The sequence below is a fragment of the Pseudomonas sp. HD6515 genome, assembly GCF_024971855.1.
GTDB lineage: Bacteria > Pseudomonadota > Gammaproteobacteria > Pseudomonadales > Pseudomonadaceae > Aquipseudomonas > Aquipseudomonas alloputida.
In genome coordinates this window covers 2,322,159-2,339,453 of sequence record NZ_CP079827.1, presented here as the reverse complement: position 1 = coordinate 2,339,453, position 17,295 = coordinate 2,322,159, and the positions used below count along the sequence as shown (strand labels likewise).

Annotated in this window: 16 protein-coding genes and 1 pseudogene; 10 read left to right on the top strand and 7 right to left on the bottom strand. The window is 58.3% G+C overall.

Annotated elements, in window-relative coordinates:
- Positions 1-162 precede the first annotated feature (162 nt).
- Positions 163-256 (bottom strand): annotated as a pseudogene (locus KW568_RS31100) (hypothetical protein); the annotation flags it as partial.
- On the bottom strand, positions 255-404 hold the full coding sequence (locus KW568_RS10700) for a hypothetical protein (protein WP_014756020.1): 150 nt from the start codon (positions 402-404) through the stop codon (positions 255-257). The pseudogene KW568_RS31100 and the gene KW568_RS10700, both read right to left, overlap by 2 nt.
- Positions 405-513: 109 nt before the next feature.
- On the opposite strand from KW568_RS10700, the gene nhaA reads away from it, so the two are divergent.
- Positions 514-1,875 carry a Na+/H+ antiporter NhaA gene (gene nhaA / locus KW568_RS10695; RefSeq protein ID WP_004577299.1) on the top strand — a complete coding sequence of 454 codons (1,362 nt, stop codon included), beginning with the start codon at positions 514-516 and terminating at the stop codon, positions 1,873-1,875.
- A 268-nt stretch (positions 1,876-2,143) separates the two neighbouring features.
- Positions 2,144-2,380, top strand: a complete 237-nt coding sequence (locus KW568_RS10690) for a hypothetical protein (protein WP_033727035.1) — start codon at positions 2,144-2,146, stop codon at positions 2,378-2,380.
- Positions 2,381-2,529: 149 nt separating this feature from the next.
- Here KW568_RS10690 and KW568_RS10685 read toward each other — a convergent pair whose 3' ends face one another.
- The 5 genes from KW568_RS10685 to glnT form a co-directional block, all read right to left on the bottom strand.
- Positions 2,530-3,855, bottom strand: coding sequence for an ammonium transporter (locus tag KW568_RS10685; RefSeq protein ID WP_004577297.1), 1,326 nt, complete (start codon positions 3,853-3,855; stop codon positions 2,530-2,532).
- 206 nt (positions 3,856-4,061) lie between these two features.
- Positions 4,062-5,384: an FMN-binding glutamate synthase family protein gene (locus KW568_RS10680; RefSeq protein WP_003251143.1), complete on the bottom strand. Its 1,323-nt coding sequence runs from the start codon at positions 5,382-5,384 to the stop codon at positions 4,062-4,064.
- 15 nt (positions 5,385-5,399) lie between these two features.
- A complete protein-coding gene (locus KW568_RS10675) occupies positions 5,400-6,083 on the bottom strand; it encodes a protein glxC (RefSeq protein WP_003251145.1) in 684 nt (227 codons plus the stop codon).
- A gap of 11 nt (positions 6,084-6,094) precedes the next feature.
- The gene (locus KW568_RS10670; RefSeq protein ID WP_004577296.1) at positions 6,095-7,000 is read right to left on the bottom strand and encodes a glutamine amidotransferase family protein; all 906 of its coding nucleotides are present in this window, start codon (positions 6,998-7,000) and stop codon (positions 6,095-6,097) included.
- Positions 7,001-7,073: 73 nt separating this feature from the next.
- Positions 7,074-8,408: a type III glutamate--ammonia ligase gene (gene glnT / locus KW568_RS10665; protein ID WP_003251148.1), complete on the bottom strand. Its 1,335-nt coding sequence runs from the start codon at positions 8,406-8,408 to the stop codon at positions 7,074-7,076.
- Between the two features lie 279 nt (positions 8,409-8,687).
- Between glnT and KW568_RS10660 the strand changes: the two genes are divergently transcribed.
- The 8 genes from KW568_RS10660 (at position 8,688) to KW568_RS10625 (ending at position 17,205) form a co-directional block, all read left to right on the top strand.
- The gene (locus KW568_RS10660; RefSeq protein ID WP_003251150.1) at positions 8,688-9,290 is read left to right on the top strand and encodes a helix-turn-helix domain-containing protein; all 603 of its coding nucleotides are present in this window, start codon (positions 8,688-8,690) and stop codon (positions 9,288-9,290) included.
- Between the two features lie 247 nt (positions 9,291-9,537).
- The gene (purU, locus tag KW568_RS10655; protein ID WP_004577295.1) at positions 9,538-10,404 is read left to right on the top strand and encodes a formyltetrahydrofolate deformylase; all 867 of its coding nucleotides are present in this window, start codon (positions 9,538-9,540) and stop codon (positions 10,402-10,404) included.
- Complete coding sequence (gene folD, locus KW568_RS10650; protein ID WP_004577294.1) at positions 10,401-11,306, top strand: bifunctional methylenetetrahydrofolate dehydrogenase/methenyltetrahydrofolate cyclohydrolase FolD; 906 nt, start codon at positions 10,401-10,403, stop codon at positions 11,304-11,306. Before purU ends, folD begins: the two co-directional genes overlap by 4 nt.
- The gene (locus KW568_RS10645) at positions 11,288-12,529 is read left to right on the top strand and encodes an FAD-dependent oxidoreductase (RefSeq protein ID WP_003251155.1); all 1,242 of its coding nucleotides are present in this window, start codon (positions 11,288-11,290) and stop codon (positions 12,527-12,529) included. The genes folD and KW568_RS10645 overlap by 19 nt, the downstream gene beginning before the upstream one ends.
- A 10-nt stretch (positions 12,530-12,539) precedes the next feature.
- On the top strand, positions 12,540-12,839 hold the full coding sequence (locus KW568_RS10640; protein WP_003251157.1) for a sarcosine oxidase subunit delta: 300 nt from the start codon (positions 12,540-12,542) through the stop codon (positions 12,837-12,839).
- Entirely contained in the window at positions 12,836-15,733 is a 2,898-nt protein-coding gene (locus KW568_RS10635; protein ID WP_004577293.1) for a 2Fe-2S iron-sulfur cluster-binding protein, read from the top strand. The genes KW568_RS10640 and KW568_RS10635 overlap by 4 nt, the downstream gene beginning before the upstream one ends.
- Before the next feature lies 1 nt (position 15,734).
- Positions 15,735-16,316 (top strand): sarcosine oxidase subunit gamma, encoded by a 582-nt coding sequence (locus tag KW568_RS10630; RefSeq protein WP_004577292.1) that lies wholly within the window; start codon positions 15,735-15,737, stop codon positions 16,314-16,316.
- 109 nt (positions 16,317-16,425) lie between these two features.
- The gene (locus KW568_RS10625; protein ID WP_033727036.1) at positions 16,426-17,205 is read left to right on the top strand and encodes an IclR family transcriptional regulator; all 780 of its coding nucleotides are present in this window, start codon (positions 16,426-16,428) and stop codon (positions 17,203-17,205) included.
- The last annotated feature ends 90 nt before the right edge of the window (positions 17,206-17,295 follow it).

Genomic DNA, 17,295 nt, shown 5'->3' with positions numbered 1-17,295 from the left:
TCTGGACTCCCCGCATGCCCCGCCTTTGCGGTGGGCTAGGTGGTGTAGCCTGAGCCAGCCTGCCACTGCTCGATTTTACCCTCGCGTGGCAGCACGGTGTCGAACGCTGGGCGAAGGCATTACCGAACCCCAATGTCGCAGCGTGCACAGCACCTTGAGACAGAACACGACCACCCTAAGTACCGCGCCCAACGACAATGATGCTGAAGAACGGAAAATGCTCCAGGAAAGCAAACAAGGCGAGCGCACTGTCTTCACAATGTGCAGGTGGCGGTGATCAGTTGGATAAATTGCCGTTCGCCAAGCCCCGCGTGCTCGGAAATCACCATAAACCGTAACGTCCGCAGGGAAAAATCCCAGACCGACGCCCCATGGGAGTGAATGGTTTGGCGCTTGTTGTTCATCTGAGAGTGGTTATTCGGTAGACTACCGGACGGGTGCCAGCTGCACGGTGCAGTGGGGCAGGTTAAAGAACAGCGCAGGTCGGGCCGCCATGCGGGAGTACCTGTGCCTATGCATAAAATAGAATTACCTCGCGCCCAGAAACTGGCTGAGCGTGCCTTCGCCAACCTTGAACGCTTTTTGCACATTGAAGCGGTCAGCGGCATCGTTCTGTTGATTGCCGCAGTCGCTGCATTGATTTGGGCGAATTCCCCGGCTGCCGACAGTTATGAAGCCCTTTGGCATACGCCGTTGACGTTCGGCGTAGGCTCGCATGTCTATTCGCAGTCTCTGCATTTCTGGATCAATGATGGCTTGATGACCATCTTTTTCCTGGTCGTGGGCATGGAGATCCGCCGCGAAATCCACGAGGGTGCACTGTCCAGCCTGCGCCAAGCCACACTCCCCATGGCAGCCGCTGTCGGCGGCGTAGCGGTACCCGCACTCCTCTACCTGAGTTTTGGTCACGCGTCGGCAGACCAGCAAGGCTGGGCCGTGCCAACGGCGACGGATATCGCCTTTGCGGTGGGCGTATTGGCACTGCTCGGCAAGTCGATCCCGTCCAACGTACGTGTGTTCCTCCTCGCCCTGGCAATCATCGATGACATCATCGCAGTCCTGATCATCGCGTTCTTCTACTCAGGCGGCCTTGATTACACCGGTTTCGGCGTTGCACTGATCGGCCTGCTAATGGTGATCGGGCTTCAAAAGATCGGTGTGGGTTCAGCCTACGCCTACGTCCTTCCCGGTGCGATCGTCTGGCTGGGCATCTTGTTGACCGGCGCCCACCCGACCCTCGCAGGCGTCGTGCTGGGCCTGATGACACCTGTCACCGCAATGCCGATGCGTGAGCGCCCACTGGATGCCATTACCCGCTTCACCGGCGAATTGCTGGGGCGCGCCAAGGCGCCTGAGCAAGATGCCAGCGACCTCATGGACCCGTTGAAACGACTGCGCCTGGCCCAGCGCGAACTGCTGCCGCCGGTAGTGCGCATGCAAGGCACCCTGCACCCCTGGGTAGCCTTCGGCATCATGCCGGTGTTTGCCTTGGCCAACGCCGGGGTCAGCCTTTCGGGTGTCGACCTGTCCGTTGAAGGCCCCCAGTGGGTCATGATCGCCGTCGCTGTCGCCCTGGTAGCAGGAAAGCCGTTGGGCATCGTCAGCGTCAGCTGGCTGATGGTCCGCCTGGGCTGGTGCGTGCTTCCCGCCGAGGTCAACTGGCGTAGCATTGTCCTGGTCGGGCTGCTGGCCGGCATCGGTTTCACCATGTCGATCTTCATCGCCAACCTCGCGTTCGTCGACCCTGGCTCACTTGGGGCAGCGAAACTCGGCGTGCTATCCGCGTCGTTGATCGCGGCCGTGCTGGGGTTGACCTGGGGGGTGTGGAGCCTGCGTAGCGCAGCGTCTGCTACCAAAGCAGGTTCGCCCACCTAGCTACACTCCGGACTGGCGATCCCTTGCAGTTGGGCAAGCGGATCGCCACTCCCGACGCGGCTGTTCCGATTTTCAAATGGCGTTCAGCCCTGGAAATACTCAACTGCGCTCATCGACGAACTTCGCTCGGAATTGAGAAACTGGAGCCTGACGTTGGCTTACCAGGGCCATGCCCTGAGGCACAGAAAAAAGGCACACACTTGCTGAAATTTGAGCATTGAGGGCATCAGAGCCAGCCCTCATCCGGATCTGAGAGAGGAAGAATACCTTGGTCAATCAAATTGCCGATTTGGACGCGTATTTGGCGCTTTTGGGACCAATAGCCGACGAGCTTGAACAGCAAGTCGCACCCTGCAACGCTACCCGACCGATGCTGATCGCATGGCTGACGGAATGGATTCGAAGCCCCAATGCGCTGAGTGAGATCAGACATGATCTGCCTCGGCTTCCCCAAGGTCTGACGTCGGCGTACAGCGAGTGGAATCAGCTGGGTGGCGGCCAGTAATTGCCGCCACCTCCCGGCATGATCCTTATGCTGCTTGCCGCTCAACAGGCTGCTGATTAGTTGCAAGGCATCGTGCACGTCCTACGCCCCATGCCAGGGCCCCAGTTGTCGACTCTCCTGGGCGCAAACTGCCGGGGCGCTCTCCTCACTTAGTGGTTGTAAGCCCGCTCGTTATGCTCACCGAGGTCAAGCCCCATTTCCTCAACAGCGTCATGTGCCCGCAACCCGACGACGGCCTTTAACACTCTGAGAATGATCCAGCTCGCAATGAAGCAGTAGGCCGTTGTGAATGCCACCCCTTTGACCTGCGCGATCACCTGGTCAGCCATGGTGACGTTCTCGACCAACCCGCCCAACGACGGCACGCAGAAAACGCCCGTCAACACGGCGCCAATCATTCCGCCGATACCGTGCAAGCCGAATACATCCAGGCTGTCGTCATAGCCCAGGCGCGTCTTGAGCACCGTCACGCTGAGATAACAGAACACGCCACAAAGCAGGCCGATGGCCAGCGCGCCGCCAACCCCTACATACGCACAGGCTGGGGTAATCCCGACCAGGCCGGCCAAGGCGCCACTGGCTAGCCCCAACGCACTCGGTTTACCTACCCTGAGCCACTCGGTGAACATCCAGCCCAGAATACCGGCACACGCACCGAGCTGAGTGTTGAGCATCACGATGCCTGAAAGGCCAGTGAGGCCGCCGCCGGAGCCGATGTTGAATCCAAACCAGCCGACCCAGAGCATCGCCGCGCCGACCATCGTGAGGCTCAGGTTATGTGCAGGCATTGGAGCGTTTTCGTAACCCTTACGCTTGCCAAGCAGCAAACAGGCGGCAAGCGCAGCTACACCGGCGTTGATGTGAACTGCAGTACCACCAGCGAAATCCAGCACGCCCCAGTTGTGCATCAAAGCCCCTGCTCCACCCCATACCATGTGGGCCACTGGCGCGTAGACAAGGGTGAACCAGATGGCCATGAACAGCAGCGCCGACGAGAACTTCATACGTTCGGCAAAAGCCCCGGCAATGAGCGCCGGAGTGATGATGGCAAAGGTCATTTGGAAGGTAACAAACACCCCTTCCGGAATGTCGCCAACCAGGCTTTCAGACGTCATGCCTGCCAAAAATGCGCGGTTCAGGCCGCCGACAAAGCTATTGAAGCTAACCTCGCCCTCAACCATGTTGGTGGTATCGACCACCATGCTGTAGCCATAAACCACCCACAGCACCCCCACCAGTCCGGCGATACCAAAACATTGGGTGAACAGTGACAGCATGTTCTTGGCTCGCACGAGACCGCCGTAAAACAGCGCAAGGCCTGGCAGACACATGAACAGCACCAGAACCGCCGCCGTTACCATCCAGGCGGTGCTGCCGGTGTTCAATGTTGGGGCATCAGCCGCCTGTGCCAGCGGTATACATGCACTGAGCGCGAGCAACGCAAGAAGTGATTTGCCGGGTAGACGATTAACCATTGTGGAAGCTCCTGCGATGAATGGAAAAGTGTCTGGCAGAAAGCGAGGCGGTGAAGCGCTGGGCCGTTGAGGCCTCTTGGATGGGTCAAATCAAGAATGGCCTGAACGCAAGAGCGCACCTGCCCTTGGCGGCGGCGTGTCAGACAACAATTCAGTTGCAGACAGATCGCCGCCACGGGCACACGCGCTCCTGCATCAGGTAATGCTCAGTACTGGCTGCCTGGAATCCACGAAGTCCCTGCCAATGGCACGCGAGCCATAGCGGCGGATTCTACGGTCAAGGCCACCAGATCCTCAGGGTCGAGGTTGTGCAGGTGGGATTTGCCGCAGGCTCGAGCCATGGTTTGCGCCTCCAGCACCAGAACACGCAAATAGTTGGCCAACCTGCGCCCGCCTTCGATCGGATCAAGACGTTTTGACAGCTCCGGATCCTGCGTGGTGATACCTGCCGGGTCACGACCGTTCTGCCAGTCATCGTAGAAGCCAGCCGCAGAGCCGATCTTCTTGAGCTCATCGTCCAGGCGTGGATGGTTGTCACCCAGAGCAATCAATGCGGCCGTACCGATGGCCACGGCATCGGCACCCAGCGCCATTGCCTTGGCAACGTCTGCACCGTTACGGATGCCGCCGGAGACAATCAGTTGCACCTTGCGGTGCATGCCCATCTCCTGCAACGCCTGAACCGCCTGGGGAATGGCTGGCAGGATGGGGATACCGACGTGCTCGATGAACACTTCCTGAGTCGCAGCGGTACCGCCTTGCATGCCATCAAGCACGATCACATCCGCGCCGGCCTTCACTGCCAGCTTGACGTCGTAGTAAGGACGGCTGGCCCCGATTTTCACGTAAATCGGTTTTTCCCAATCGGTGATCTCACGGATCTCGGCAATCTTGATCGCCAAGTCGTCAGGCCCAGTCCAGTCCGGATGACGGCATGCCGAGCGCTGGTCAACGCCGATGGGCAAGGTACGCATACCGGCAACACGCTCGGTCACCTTCATGCCCAGCAGCATACCGCCGCCACCGGGCTTGGCGCCCTGCCCCAAGACGATTTCGATGGCATCGGCCTTGCGCAGGTCATCAGGGTTCATGCCATAACGCGAAGGCAGGTACTGGTAAACCAGGTGCTGGGATTGGCCGCGTTCTTCCGGCGTCATGCCACCGTCGCCCGTGGTGGTACTGGTGCCTGCAATAGTGGCGCCGCGCCCCAGGGCTTCTTTCGCATTGGCCGACAATGCACCGAAGCTCATGCCGGCGATTGTCACCGGAATTTTCAGGTGGATCGGCTTCTTGGCGAACCGGTTACCGAGGATTACATCCGTTCCGCATTTCTCACGGTAGCCTTCCAGCGGGTAGCGCGAGACGCTTGCACCGAGCAGCAGCAGGTCGTCGAAGTGCGGCAGCTTGCGCTTGGTACCACCGCCGCGAATGTCATAGATGCCGGTCTCGGCGGCACGCTGGATTTCCTGGATAGTCAGACGATCAAAGGTGGCCGACTCGCGCAGGACTGGAGGGGTTTTTTCGCTCATTTTCTTGCTCCTGAATCAGTACGCGGAGGCGTTGTCGACTTTGAAGTTGTACAGCTGGCGAGCCGAGCCGTAGCGCTTGAAGTCACTGGCTTTCTCGTTGAAGCCGGCTTTGTTCAGAAGCGCTTGCAACTCTTCAATGTGCTCCGGGCGCATCTCTTTTTCGATGCAGTCAGAACCCAGCGACTCGACCTTTCCTTTGACGAAAATCTTCGTCTCGTACAGGGAGTCACCCAGCGCATCGCCGGCGTCACCGCATACCACAAGGCGTCCCGCCTGCCCCATGAAGCAGCTCATGTGGCCGATGCTGCCGCCGACCACGATGTCGATCCCTTTCATCGAGATCCCGCAACGGGCGCCGGCGTCGCCTTCGATCACCAGCAGACCGCCATGCGCCGTAGCGCCCGCTGCTTGCGAAGCGCTGCCTTTTACTCGGACGTAGCCAGACATCATGTTCTCGGCGCAACCAACGCCGACGTTCCCGTGCACAGTGATGGAAGCCTTCTGGTTCATACCGGCGCAGTAGTAGCCGGCATGCCCCTGGATATCCACGGAAACCGCTTCGTTTACGCCGACCGCGATGTTGTGCGCGCCGTCAGGGTGAGTGACGACCCACTCTCTTTCCTCAAGCGTCTTTGCTTGATCGTGCAGCGCCTGGTTAAGGTCACGCACGGTGGTGTTGCCAAGATCAATGGTTTTCATGTGCGTGCTCCTTAAGCCGACTCGCGTTCCCAGATGTACATGGTGGCCGGAACAGGTTCCCAGACCTTGGCTTTCTCGATGCCCGGCAGGCTCGACAGCGCCTGATACTCCGAAGCCATCGCGACGTAGTCCTCGGTTTCGGCAAGAATTGCGGGCTTACAAGCAATCGGATCTCGGATCACGGCGAATCCATTGCGGGTGCCGATTGCGAAGGTGAAAAAGCCGTCCAGTGCTTCGAGCGAACTGTCCAAGGCGGTCTTCAGACTGTCGCCTTGCTGCAGACGCCAGGCCAGGTAACCGGCCGCGACTTCAGTGTCATTCTCGGTGTCGAACTGGATGCCTTCGCGGCGCAGTTCCTGACGCAGACGGAAGTGGTTGGACAGCGAGCCGTTGTGCACCAGGCACAAGTCAGCGCCGGTAGAGAACGGGTGGCTGCCTTCCATGGTTACGGCGCTTTCAGTCGCCATCCGGGTATGGCCGATGATGTGGCTGCCTTTCATCGAACCCAAACCGAAGCGCTCGGAGATCTCTTTAGGCAAGCCCATGCCCTTGAGGATCTCGATGCTTTTGCCGGCGCTCATGATGCGCACGTCCGGGGCCAGCTCGGCCAAAGCGGAACGTACGGCAGCTTCCTTAGCCTTGATCTTCAACACGATGGCGCTCGCATTTTGGAACCAGTCCAAAGACGCCGCGAGCTTGCCTTCCAGTGCGCCCACCAGCGCTTTGAAGTCGTAGTCATCGGTTGCTGCTTGCAAGGTCAACTTCACCCAGCCATCAGCAACTTCATCGCCGTAAATGGCGAAGCCGGCACTGTCGGGGCCGCGATCAGTCATGGCTTCCAGCATGGGTTCGAAGAGTTTGCCGAGCTGGGGCTCCAGCGCCGGATTTTTCAGGTATAGCCCCACAATTCCACACATATCGTTAACTCCTGGGCAGAAGACCCCCTACCCATTGGCAGGGTGTCAGAAAGGGTTGTTTAAACTGGCTAGATCAGAAGAACTCGGTGTAGCGCTTCACTTCCCAGTCCGAGACGTGGCGGCTGTACTCCACCCACTCCATGCGCTTGAGCTTGATGAACTCACCCACGATTTCGCTGCCAAGTACCTCGGCGAACAGTGGGTCAGCCTCAAGGGCATCACAGGCTTCCTTGAGCGACTGAGGTAAGGTCTTGATGCCGCGCGCGGCGATTTCTTCAAGACTCAACTTGTAGAGGTTCTCGTTGCACACCTGGTCGATTTCCAGCTTGCGGTCTATGCCGTCCAGTCCCGCCGCGATGATTGCTGCGCTGACCAGGTAAGGGTTGCAGCCAGCATCCGGCAGGCGGAACTCCAGGCGGCCATACGGAACTCGAACCATGGCCGAGCGGTTATTGGCGCCAAACGCGATAAAGGCTGGTGCCCAGGTCGCCCCGGACAAGGAATTGCCCACAACAAGGCGCTTGTAGGAGTTGACCGTCGGCGCTGCGAAGGCGCACAAGGCTGGGCCATGCGCCAGAAGGCCTGCGGCGAAGTGGTAGGCCATTTTCGACAGGCCCATGCCGCTCGGATCGCTCGCATCGTGGAACAAGTTTTTGTTGGTCGCGCTGCTGATCGACAGGTGAAAGTGCATGCCGTTGCCCGCCCGCTTGGGATCAGGCTTTGGCATGAATGAGCAAATGATGCCCATGTCGTTGGCAATCTCACCGGCAGCCATGCGGAAAAAGGTGAACCGATCAGCTGATTCCATGGCATTGCTGTAGGTGTAATTGATCTCGAACTGGCCGTTGGCGTCTTCGTGATCGATCTGGTAAATGTCGAAACCCACTGGCTGCAAGGCTTCGGTCAGCCGCTCAAGAAACTCGCGCGAGCGGGACAGGCCTTTGTAGTCGTAGCACGGCTTGTCCAGATCATCGCTGGCGTCGACCATCTGCAGCTTGCCCTGTCCATCGCGCTTGAACAGGCTAAATTCTGGCTCCAGTCCGGTATTCAGCGTCCAGCCACGATCGCTCAATCGCTCCACCTGCTTCTGCAGGACGTAGCGGCTGTCGTATGGCCAAGGCTTGTTCTCAACATGACCAATGCATACCACGCGGCCGTAACCTGGCTGCCATGGCACTGGCGTGAGTGAAGCCAGGTCACCCTTGGCCATGAAATCGGGGCCATGCGGTTCCATGCCCATACCGCAGATCGCGAAACCCGCAAACCCCGCCCCGGCTTCGGCAACCATCTCGAGACCCGATACGGGTACCGATTTGGTCTTGGCCGAACCATGGATATCTACGAACTGGGCCAGGACATACTTGATCCCGTGTGTCTCGATCAGGCGCTGTGTTTCTTGTGGCAACATGGACATGACTCCTGGCTGTAGCAATTCGTGTTGGGGAGGTCGATTAGTCGCCCGATCTGATTATTACGAACAGGAAACTTAATTTCCCACTAGGAATGCAATGAGCTTGCCAACTCGCTGCTGTCGCGGAAAAACTCGATTCGAGGGGAGCCTTTCTGCTTTGTTTATGGGAAAATATTTTTCCCGTGATGAATAACGCCAAGCGACCCTATCCGGCGCGGCCACATTTGCACATTCTCAGTGCGAAAATAAATTTACTGTGCGGAATTAGTGCAAGCCATGAACACACACGAAAGCCAACCCAAGCTCAAGCTTGAGCAGTACCTGGGCATCCAGATAAAACGTCAGCGCCAAGCGCAGGATCTGAAGCTTGCGGACGTGGCGCGCATAGCTGGAATCAGTCAGGGCATGCTTAGCAAGATTGAAAACGCTCAGGTGTCGACCAGCCTTGAAAACCTGAGCCGTCTTTGCGATGTGCTCGGCATGCCGATGTCAAAACTGTTCAGCCAGTATGACCAGCAAGGCAGCAGCGCGATTCTGGTCAAACGCGATGAAGGGCTGGAAGTCGTTCGCCGTGGCACGGAAAAAGGCCATACCTACCACCTGCTGAACCACACCCGTGGGCCCAAGAAAAGCTTCGAGGCGTACATGGTGAGCATGGATGACGCTAGCGAGGAATTTCCGACCTTCTCCCACCCAGGCACTGAGTTCCTTCACTTGCTGGAGGGCGAGATGGTCTACCGCCACGGGAACCAGCTCTATCACCTGGAAGCAGGTGACAGCCTGACATTCGATGCTGACATTCCCCACGGCCCGGAAAAACTGATAAGCGTCCCGATCCGCCTCCTGTCGATCATGAACTACGCCCCCGCAGAGGCCTGACCACTCAGGTTGCCACGAGTCCAGGCTGAACCTGGACTCGCCTTCTCCTCCTCCCCACGCCCACGCCCCACATTTCCTGTCAGTAAAAAATCTTTCCCATACGTGTAGACGTGTCGGCTGAATTCGCCTATAAATTCGCCATCCGGAATATTTAATTCCCTAAGAGAATATTTATTCACGGGCGAATCTGCATTTCACCGATGAATCACTTGCCGGAAATCACGCCGCGCACCTCTGAGGACTGACCATGCAACATGAAAAAAACCATTTCATTCTCAAAATCAGCTGTCCTGCGACTTCCGGCATCGTTGCAGCAGTGACCTCCTACCTCGCAGGCAACGCTTGCTACATCGGTGAGATGGCGCAGTTCGACGATGAGTTGAGCGGCAAATTTTTCATGCGGGCGGTGTTTCGTTTCAACGATGGCCACGAAGGCGACATCGCTCGGCTGAAAGCCGGCTTCGAAGACGTCGCTCAAGCTTTCGGCATGCAGTGGGAGCTTTACGATACTCGCCAGCCGATGCGCGTACTGCTGATGGTCAGCAAATTCGACCACTGCCTCACCGACCTGCTCTATCGCTACCACAAGGGCGAAATGGACATGACCATCACGGCCATCGTGTCCAACCACCTTGATCTACGTCCTATGGCCGAGCGCGAAGGCATTCGTTTTATCTACTTGCCGGTGACCAAGGAGACCAAAGCTCAGCAGGAAGCAGCGCTGATGAAGGTTGTGGATGAGACCGGGACTGACCTCGTCGTCCTCGCCCGCTACATGCAGATCCTTTCTGATGATCTCTGCAAGCAGATATCGGGCCGTGCGATCAATATTCATCACTCATTCCTGCCCGGGTTCAAGGGCGCCAAGCCTTATCACCAGGCCTATGCGCGCGGCGTGAAACTGATTGGGGCGACGGCTCACTACGTCACCAGCGATCTGGACGAGGGCCCGATCATCGAGCAGGAAGTCCAGCGCGTCGATCATGCCTATCTGCCAGACGACCTGGTTGCCATCGGACGCGACACTGAAACCGTGGCGCTTTCCAAAGCGGTCAAATATCACCTGGAGCATCGGGTATTCCTCAACGAAGACAGAACGGTGATCTTCCGATGAGTACTTCCAAACTGATTGACGGCAAAGCGGCATCAGCCCGTGTGCTGAAGCAGGTTCGAGACGAGGTCGCCCGACTGAGCGCCGACGGCGTCTTCCCTGCGCTCGCTGTAATACTCGTCGGGCAAGATCCTGCCAGCCAGGTCTATGTGCGCAACAAGATCCTCCGTGCAGAAGAAGCGGGAATCAAATCGCTCGAGTACCGCCTGAGTGCGGAAACCTCGCAGGGTGAACTGCTCCAGCTGATCGCAGACTTGAATGCAGACAACGCCGTGAACGGCATTCTGCTGCAGCTCCCATTGCCTGAGCACATCGAGGAAGCGCGTGCGTTACAGGCCATTGCCCCGGGCAAAGACGTCGATGGGTTTCACAGTGAAAATGTCGGCGGCTTAAGCCAGGGTCGCGATGTGCTGACGCCGTGCACCCCCAGCGGCTGCATGCAACTGCTTGAAGAGGCTTGCGGCGACCTGAGCGGCAAGCACGCCGTTGTCATCGGGCGATCCAACATCGTCGGCAAACCCATGGCCGCTCTGCTGCTGCAGGCGCATTGCTCGGTCACTGTGGTGCATTCGCGCAGCGTCGATGCCAAGGCCCTGTGCCGGCAGGCAGACATTGTCGTTGCCGCCGTCGGACGACCACGGATGATCGATGCAAGTTGGCTCAAGCCAGGAGCAGTGGTCATCGACGTCGGCATTAATCGCATTGAAGAGGATGGCCGCAGCAAGCTTGTTGGGGATGTCGACTTCAACAGCGCCCTGCCCCAAGTTTCAGCTATCACACCAGTTCCTGGTGGTGTTGGGCCGATGACCATTGCCTTTCTGATGAAGAACACCGTTACCGCTGCGGTTCAGCAGGCCCATGCACAACGCGTTTCCTCGGAGGCCGCATGCCTTTCAATCTCCTGAAATACGGGCTCAGCTCTGAATACCCGGTCGAAGTGGATTTGCCTGCTCCCAAGGCGCTCAAACCTTCCTACGATGTGGTAATCATCGGCGGCGGTGGCCATGGCCTGGCAACCGCCTACTACCTGTCCAAGTACCACGGCATCACCAATATCGCGGTGCTGGAGAAGGGGTATCTGGGCGGCGGCAACACGGCGCGCAACACAGCGGTCATCCGCTCCAATTACCTCACCAGCGAGGGGGTGCGCTTTTACGCCGAGTCAGTACGGATGTTTGAAGGGCTGTCCAATGAATTCGACTTCAACATCATGTATTCCCATCGTGGCCAACTGACGCTCGCCCACACCGACGCCACCGTGCGCTCGTTCCGTCAGCGTGCAGAGGTCAACAAACACTTCGGCGGGCGCACCGAAATGCTTGACCGTCAGCAGATTCGTGAGCTCGTGCCGACACTCAACCTCGACCCTGGGCATCTCCCGGTGATCGCAGGTCTCTGGCACATAGACGGCGCAACTGCCCGGCATGACGCAGTGGCTTGGGGTTACGCCAAACAGGCGGCTAAGCGTGGCGTGGAAATCCATCAGCTCACTGAAGTCCAAGAGTTGGTGATCGAGAACGGCACCATCAAGGCGGTGAAAACCAATCGCGGCACCATCCAGTGCGGCTGCGCGGTGCAGGCAGTGGCGGGCATGAGTTCGCAGTTGATGAAGAAAGCGGGTATCCGCTCGCCGATCCAGACCTTCCCTCTGCAAGCCATGGTGACCCAGCCGTTCAAGCCGTTCCTCGACCCGTTGGTGAGCTCCTCTGCCCTGCACTGCTACGTGCAACAGACCAGCCGTGGCGAAGTGGTGTTTGGCGGTGGCTCGGATCCGTACCCGCTGTTCAACACCCGCTCAACTTTGGATCTGAAGGAAAGCCTGCTGGCACACGCGATCGAGATGTTCCCGTTCTTGGCCAATGCCAAGCTGATGCGTCAGTGGGCCGGGATCACCGACATGACTCCGGATTACAGCCCGATCATGGGGTTGTCCCCGGTGAAGAACTATTACCTGGATGCCGGCTGGGGCACGTGGGGCTTCAAGGCTACGCCCATTTGCGGCAAGACCATGGCCGAACTCGTCGCCAGCGGGGGCAAGGTACCTGAACTGATCAAGCCGTTCGGCCTCGAGCGTTTCTCAACCTTCCAGCAAGTCAACGAGATGGGCGCGACAGCGGCCAGCCACTGAGGAGCAAGACATGAAAGTGATGAATTGCCCACTCAACGGGCCGCGCAACATCAGTGAGTTCACCTATGGCGGTGAGTTCAAGCAGATGCCCGATCCGCAGACGTGTACCGATGCCGAATGGGCCGACTACGTGTTCAACAGCGATGACACGTTGGGCGTGGTTTGCGAGTGGTGGATGCACAACCCCTCCAGCTATTGGTTCCTGGCCGAACGCCACACTGGCAGCGATGAAATTCTGCGCACCTTCGATCCCAAAGAGCTGTTCACCACCCGTGTTGAATTCACGACTGCCAAGGAGACCGCGCAATGAGCCGCCTACCCGCTCCCATGGGCTTGTTGATCGACCGCAATCAGCCTCTTCATTTCAGCTTTGATGGCAAAGCGTATCAAGGGTTTGCAGGTGACAGCATCGCAAGTGCCCTGCTCGCCAATGGTCGCTTCCTGCTCTCCCGCTCGTTCAAGTATCACCGCCCGCGCGGCCCGCTGACCATGGCAGGTCAAGACGCCAATACCCTGGTACAGCTGCCGAGCGAGCCCAACGTCCTGGCGGACACTCACCTGCTGGAAAGTGGTGCGCAGGTGACCGGGCAAAACTTCAACGGCTCTCTGGACAACGACAAAGACGCCTATCTTGGCAAGTTCTCCAAATTCATGCCGGTTGGTTTCTACTACCGCTCTTTCTACAAGCCTAAGGGTGCATGGAAACTATGGGAGCCCATCATTCGCAAAAAGGCCGGACTCGGCGTCTTGGATCTCAAATTCCAGCCCGAGTACTACGACAAGGCCTACCTGTTCGCTGACCTCGCGGTTGTCGGCGCTGGCCCTGCTGGACTGCAGGCGGCACTGACTGCGGCCAATGCAGGCGCACAGGTGTTGTTGATTGAGCAACAACCCATTCTGGGCGGCTCACTGACCTATGCCCGTTTCGATGTCGAAAACAATCGTGCTGATAGCCTACGCCGCGAGCTGATCAACGCTGTTGAAGGCCACGCCAACATTCAAGTGCTGAAGAAAGCTACGTGCAATGCATGGTTCACCGATAACTATCTGCCGGTGATTCAGGGTAAACGCATGTACAAGGTGCGCGCCACCCAATGCCTGATCGCCAGCGGCTCGTTTGATCAGCCAGTGATTTTCCGCAACAACGATTTGCCTGGGGTGATGCTTAGCAGCGCAGCCCAACGCCTGATGAAACTCTACGCCGTAAAGCCTGGCAAACGCGCAGTGGTACTCACGGGGAACGACGACGGTTACTACGCAGCGCTCGATCTGCACGAGCAAGGTGTTCAGGTTGCAGCGCTGGTGGACATGCGTACCAATCCCGCTGATCGCGCGTTGCTGATCGCGCTGGAAAAGCGCGGAATCCCCTGTCATCTGAACAGCACGGTGTTTGAAGCGCTGCATGAAAAAGGCATGCGCCATGTCAGCGGCGTCGACATCCGAAAAATCACCGGCCTCGGCCAGGTCGCGAATAGCAGCTTGCACCTGGATTGCGATTTGCTCTGCATGTCCGGCGGCTACATGCCGGTCTATCAATTGCTGTGCCAAGCCGGCGGCAAGCTGTCTTATGACGATCAACTGGCTGAGTTCACCCTTAGCGGCCTGCCGAAGAATCTCAGCGTTGCAGGTTCCGCCCATGGTTTCCACGCACTGGACAACGTGCTCGCTGATGCCACTCGCACAGCCACCGAAATCATTACAGCGCTAGGCCTGGTCATCAACGTCAAGCCCCTGCCGCTGCGCCCAGAAGCGCAAGTCAATTTTCCATGGCCGATTTTCCCGCACCCCAAAGGCAAGGACTTTGTCGACTTCGACGAAGATTTGCAGGTGCGCGATATCATTAACGCCACGAAGATCGGCTATCGAGATGTGCAACTGGTCAAGCGCTACTCCACCGTGGGCATGGGGCCTTCTCAAGGGCGCCACTCAGCCCTGCCAACAGCTCGACTGGTGGCAGCGTCCACTCAGCGCAGCGTCAGCGAAACAGGCGTAACCACAGCGCGCCCTCCCTTTGAGGCGGAGAAGCTGGCCCATGTCGCGGGGCGAGCGTTTGATCCGTACCGCCAGACACCCATGCACCGCCGTCATCTGGAAGCCGGCGCAAAAATGATGCCTGCCGGTATCTGGCAGCGCCCTGCCTATTACGGCAAACCGAGCGAGCGGGATAAATGCATGCAGGCCGAGGCGCTGCACGTGCGCCGGAAGGTCGGCATCATCGACGTTTCGACGCTGGGCGGTCTGGACGTGCGCGGCCCTGACGCTGCCGAACTTCTCAACCGCATGTACACCTTCGCATTTCTCAAGCAGCCCGTGGGTCGCTCACGCTACGCGCTGATGACCAACGAACATGGCGTGGTGATCGACGATGGCGTCTGCGCGCGCTTTGCCGAAAACCACTTCTACGTCACTGCCACCACCAGCGGCGTGGATCGAATCTATCAGCAGATGCTCAAGTGGAACGCGCAATGGCGCCTGAACGTCGACATCGCTAACGTCACTGCCGCGATCTCGGCAGTCAACGTAGCGGGGCCCGACTCACGCAAGGTGCTGGAGAAAGTGTGCTCGGATCTTGATCTGTCCGCTGAAGGATTCCCATACCTGGGCGTTCGCCTGGGCACCGTGGCCGGGATCAAGGCACGGCTCCTGCGCGTAGGCTTCGTAGGGGAATTGGGTTACGAAATCCACGTACCTGCACGTTATGCGTTGAAGCTTTGGGATGCACTGATTGAGGCCGGCAAGGAATTCGACATTCGCCCGTTTGGTGTCGAGACCCAGCGCCTGCTGCGCCTGGAAAAAGGCCATGTGATCATCAGCCAGGACACCGACGGCATGACCCATCCTGGCGAAATCGACATGGGGTGGGCGGTCAGCCGTAACAAGCCGTTCTTTGTCGGTCGTCGCTCCGTCGACATCCTTGAAGCGCAGCCACAGAAACGCAAGCTGGTGGGCTTCACGCTGCCCAAGACCAGCCCGCAACCGCTCGAGGGCCATCTGGTTCTCAAGGGGCCGGACATCAGCGGTAATGTGACGTCCTGTGAGTATTCGCAAAGCCTTGATCAGATCATCGGCCTGGCCTACGCCGCCTTTGATCAGAGCACTCCGGGGCAGCAGATTCCGATCCGAGTTGAAGATGGTGTGGTCGTCCAGGCAACCGTCGTAAAGCTCCCCTTCTTCGATCCAGACAACCAGCGCCAGGAGCTTTGACATGTCCAATCTCAATGACATCGGGCCGGGCCCACTTCAGCAATGTGCGGTGGTCGACCTGACGGGGCTTCCAAGGGTTGGTTTTCGCGGCGCTCAGAGTGGCGAATACCTGCAGTCCCGCGGCTTCAGCCTTCCTGATAAGCCAAACCAGGCCATTACCCAACCGGACGGTAGCCACGTGGCGCGTCTGTCGCAGACAGAGTATTTGCTCCTGGGCAGCCTGCGAGACAGAGGTGAGCGCATCGCCGATGAAGAAGCTCGCTGGGAGATGGATCATTTGGCCAACTACCTTTTGCCTCGCGAAGACAGCCATGCGTGGATGCAGCTGAGCGGCGCTCACGCGGCTGAAGTCATGGCCAAACTGTGTGGGGTTGATCTACGCAGCGCTGCATTTGCGCATGGCGCCGTTGCACAAACATCGGCTGCAAGGATCAACGTGATCGTCATCAACATCAGTGCTGAATCGCACCCGATCTTTCACATCCTGTGTGATCGCGCTTCGCTCGAGTATTTCAAGGGCGCACTAATGGATGCGATGGCCGAGTTTGATGGACGAGCCCTACAGATCGACGCGCTGTATTAAGTGATACAGATCATGCTGTGCTGACTACGCGCTGAAGCAGACCATGTCCACTGCGGTCGTGGCCGGCACACATGATATCGCTTCCCAGATCCCGGATGAGCAACGAACGATGATCGACGCCCCCGTTAAGGATGCCGACTACAGCGTACCTGCCCTGGCCCGAGGGCTCGCGGTGCTTGGCCTGTTCAACGCTCGAACGCGTAGTCTGAGCATGCAGGAGATCGCCGAGCGATTGAACGTCAGCACCTCGGCGCTGTACCGGATAGTGTTCACGTTGACCGATATGGGTTACTTGAACAAACACAACAGTCAATACGAGCTCGGAGCCCGAGTCATTAGCGATGGCTTCAGTTACCTCGCCAGCCGCGACATTGTCGATGTCGCCATGCCTCACCTGAATCAATTGCGAGATCGCACTTCTCTCTCCTGCCATTTGGCCGTGCGGGAGAATACGGAAAGCCTGTATGTCTACCGAGCGTTTGCGGCTCAGCGGCTGTCCGTCAACATTCCGGTTGGCACCCGCATCGCATGCCACTGCACGGCGATTGGCCGCATGCTACTCACCGGCCTTGACCAGGTAGAACTTGCCGCACTTTACCAACACATCCGTTTAGACGATTACCCAGCCCCTGCCCCACGGACTCAGCTCGAGCTGCAAGATATGATCGAGGGTGACAGAGCGCGAGGATGGGTGCTGCATCGTTCGGATTACTCCACTGCGATTGCGATGGCTATCAAAGACCACAGGGGAGAAGTGACGGCTGCAATCAATCTGTCAGGCCCGGATGCCGTGATGGATCCCGAGGGTGCTACGGGGAAGTTTGAGGCGCTGCTACGGGAGTGCAGCACAAAGATTAGCGCCGACCTTGGATACGTTGAAGATCGATGACTGGAATGACACCTCCTGCAGATCACAGTCGGTCACCCTATAGCGTGTTTGCATCAGAACAGTCTGCGTAGAAATCCCTCAGGTCGACAC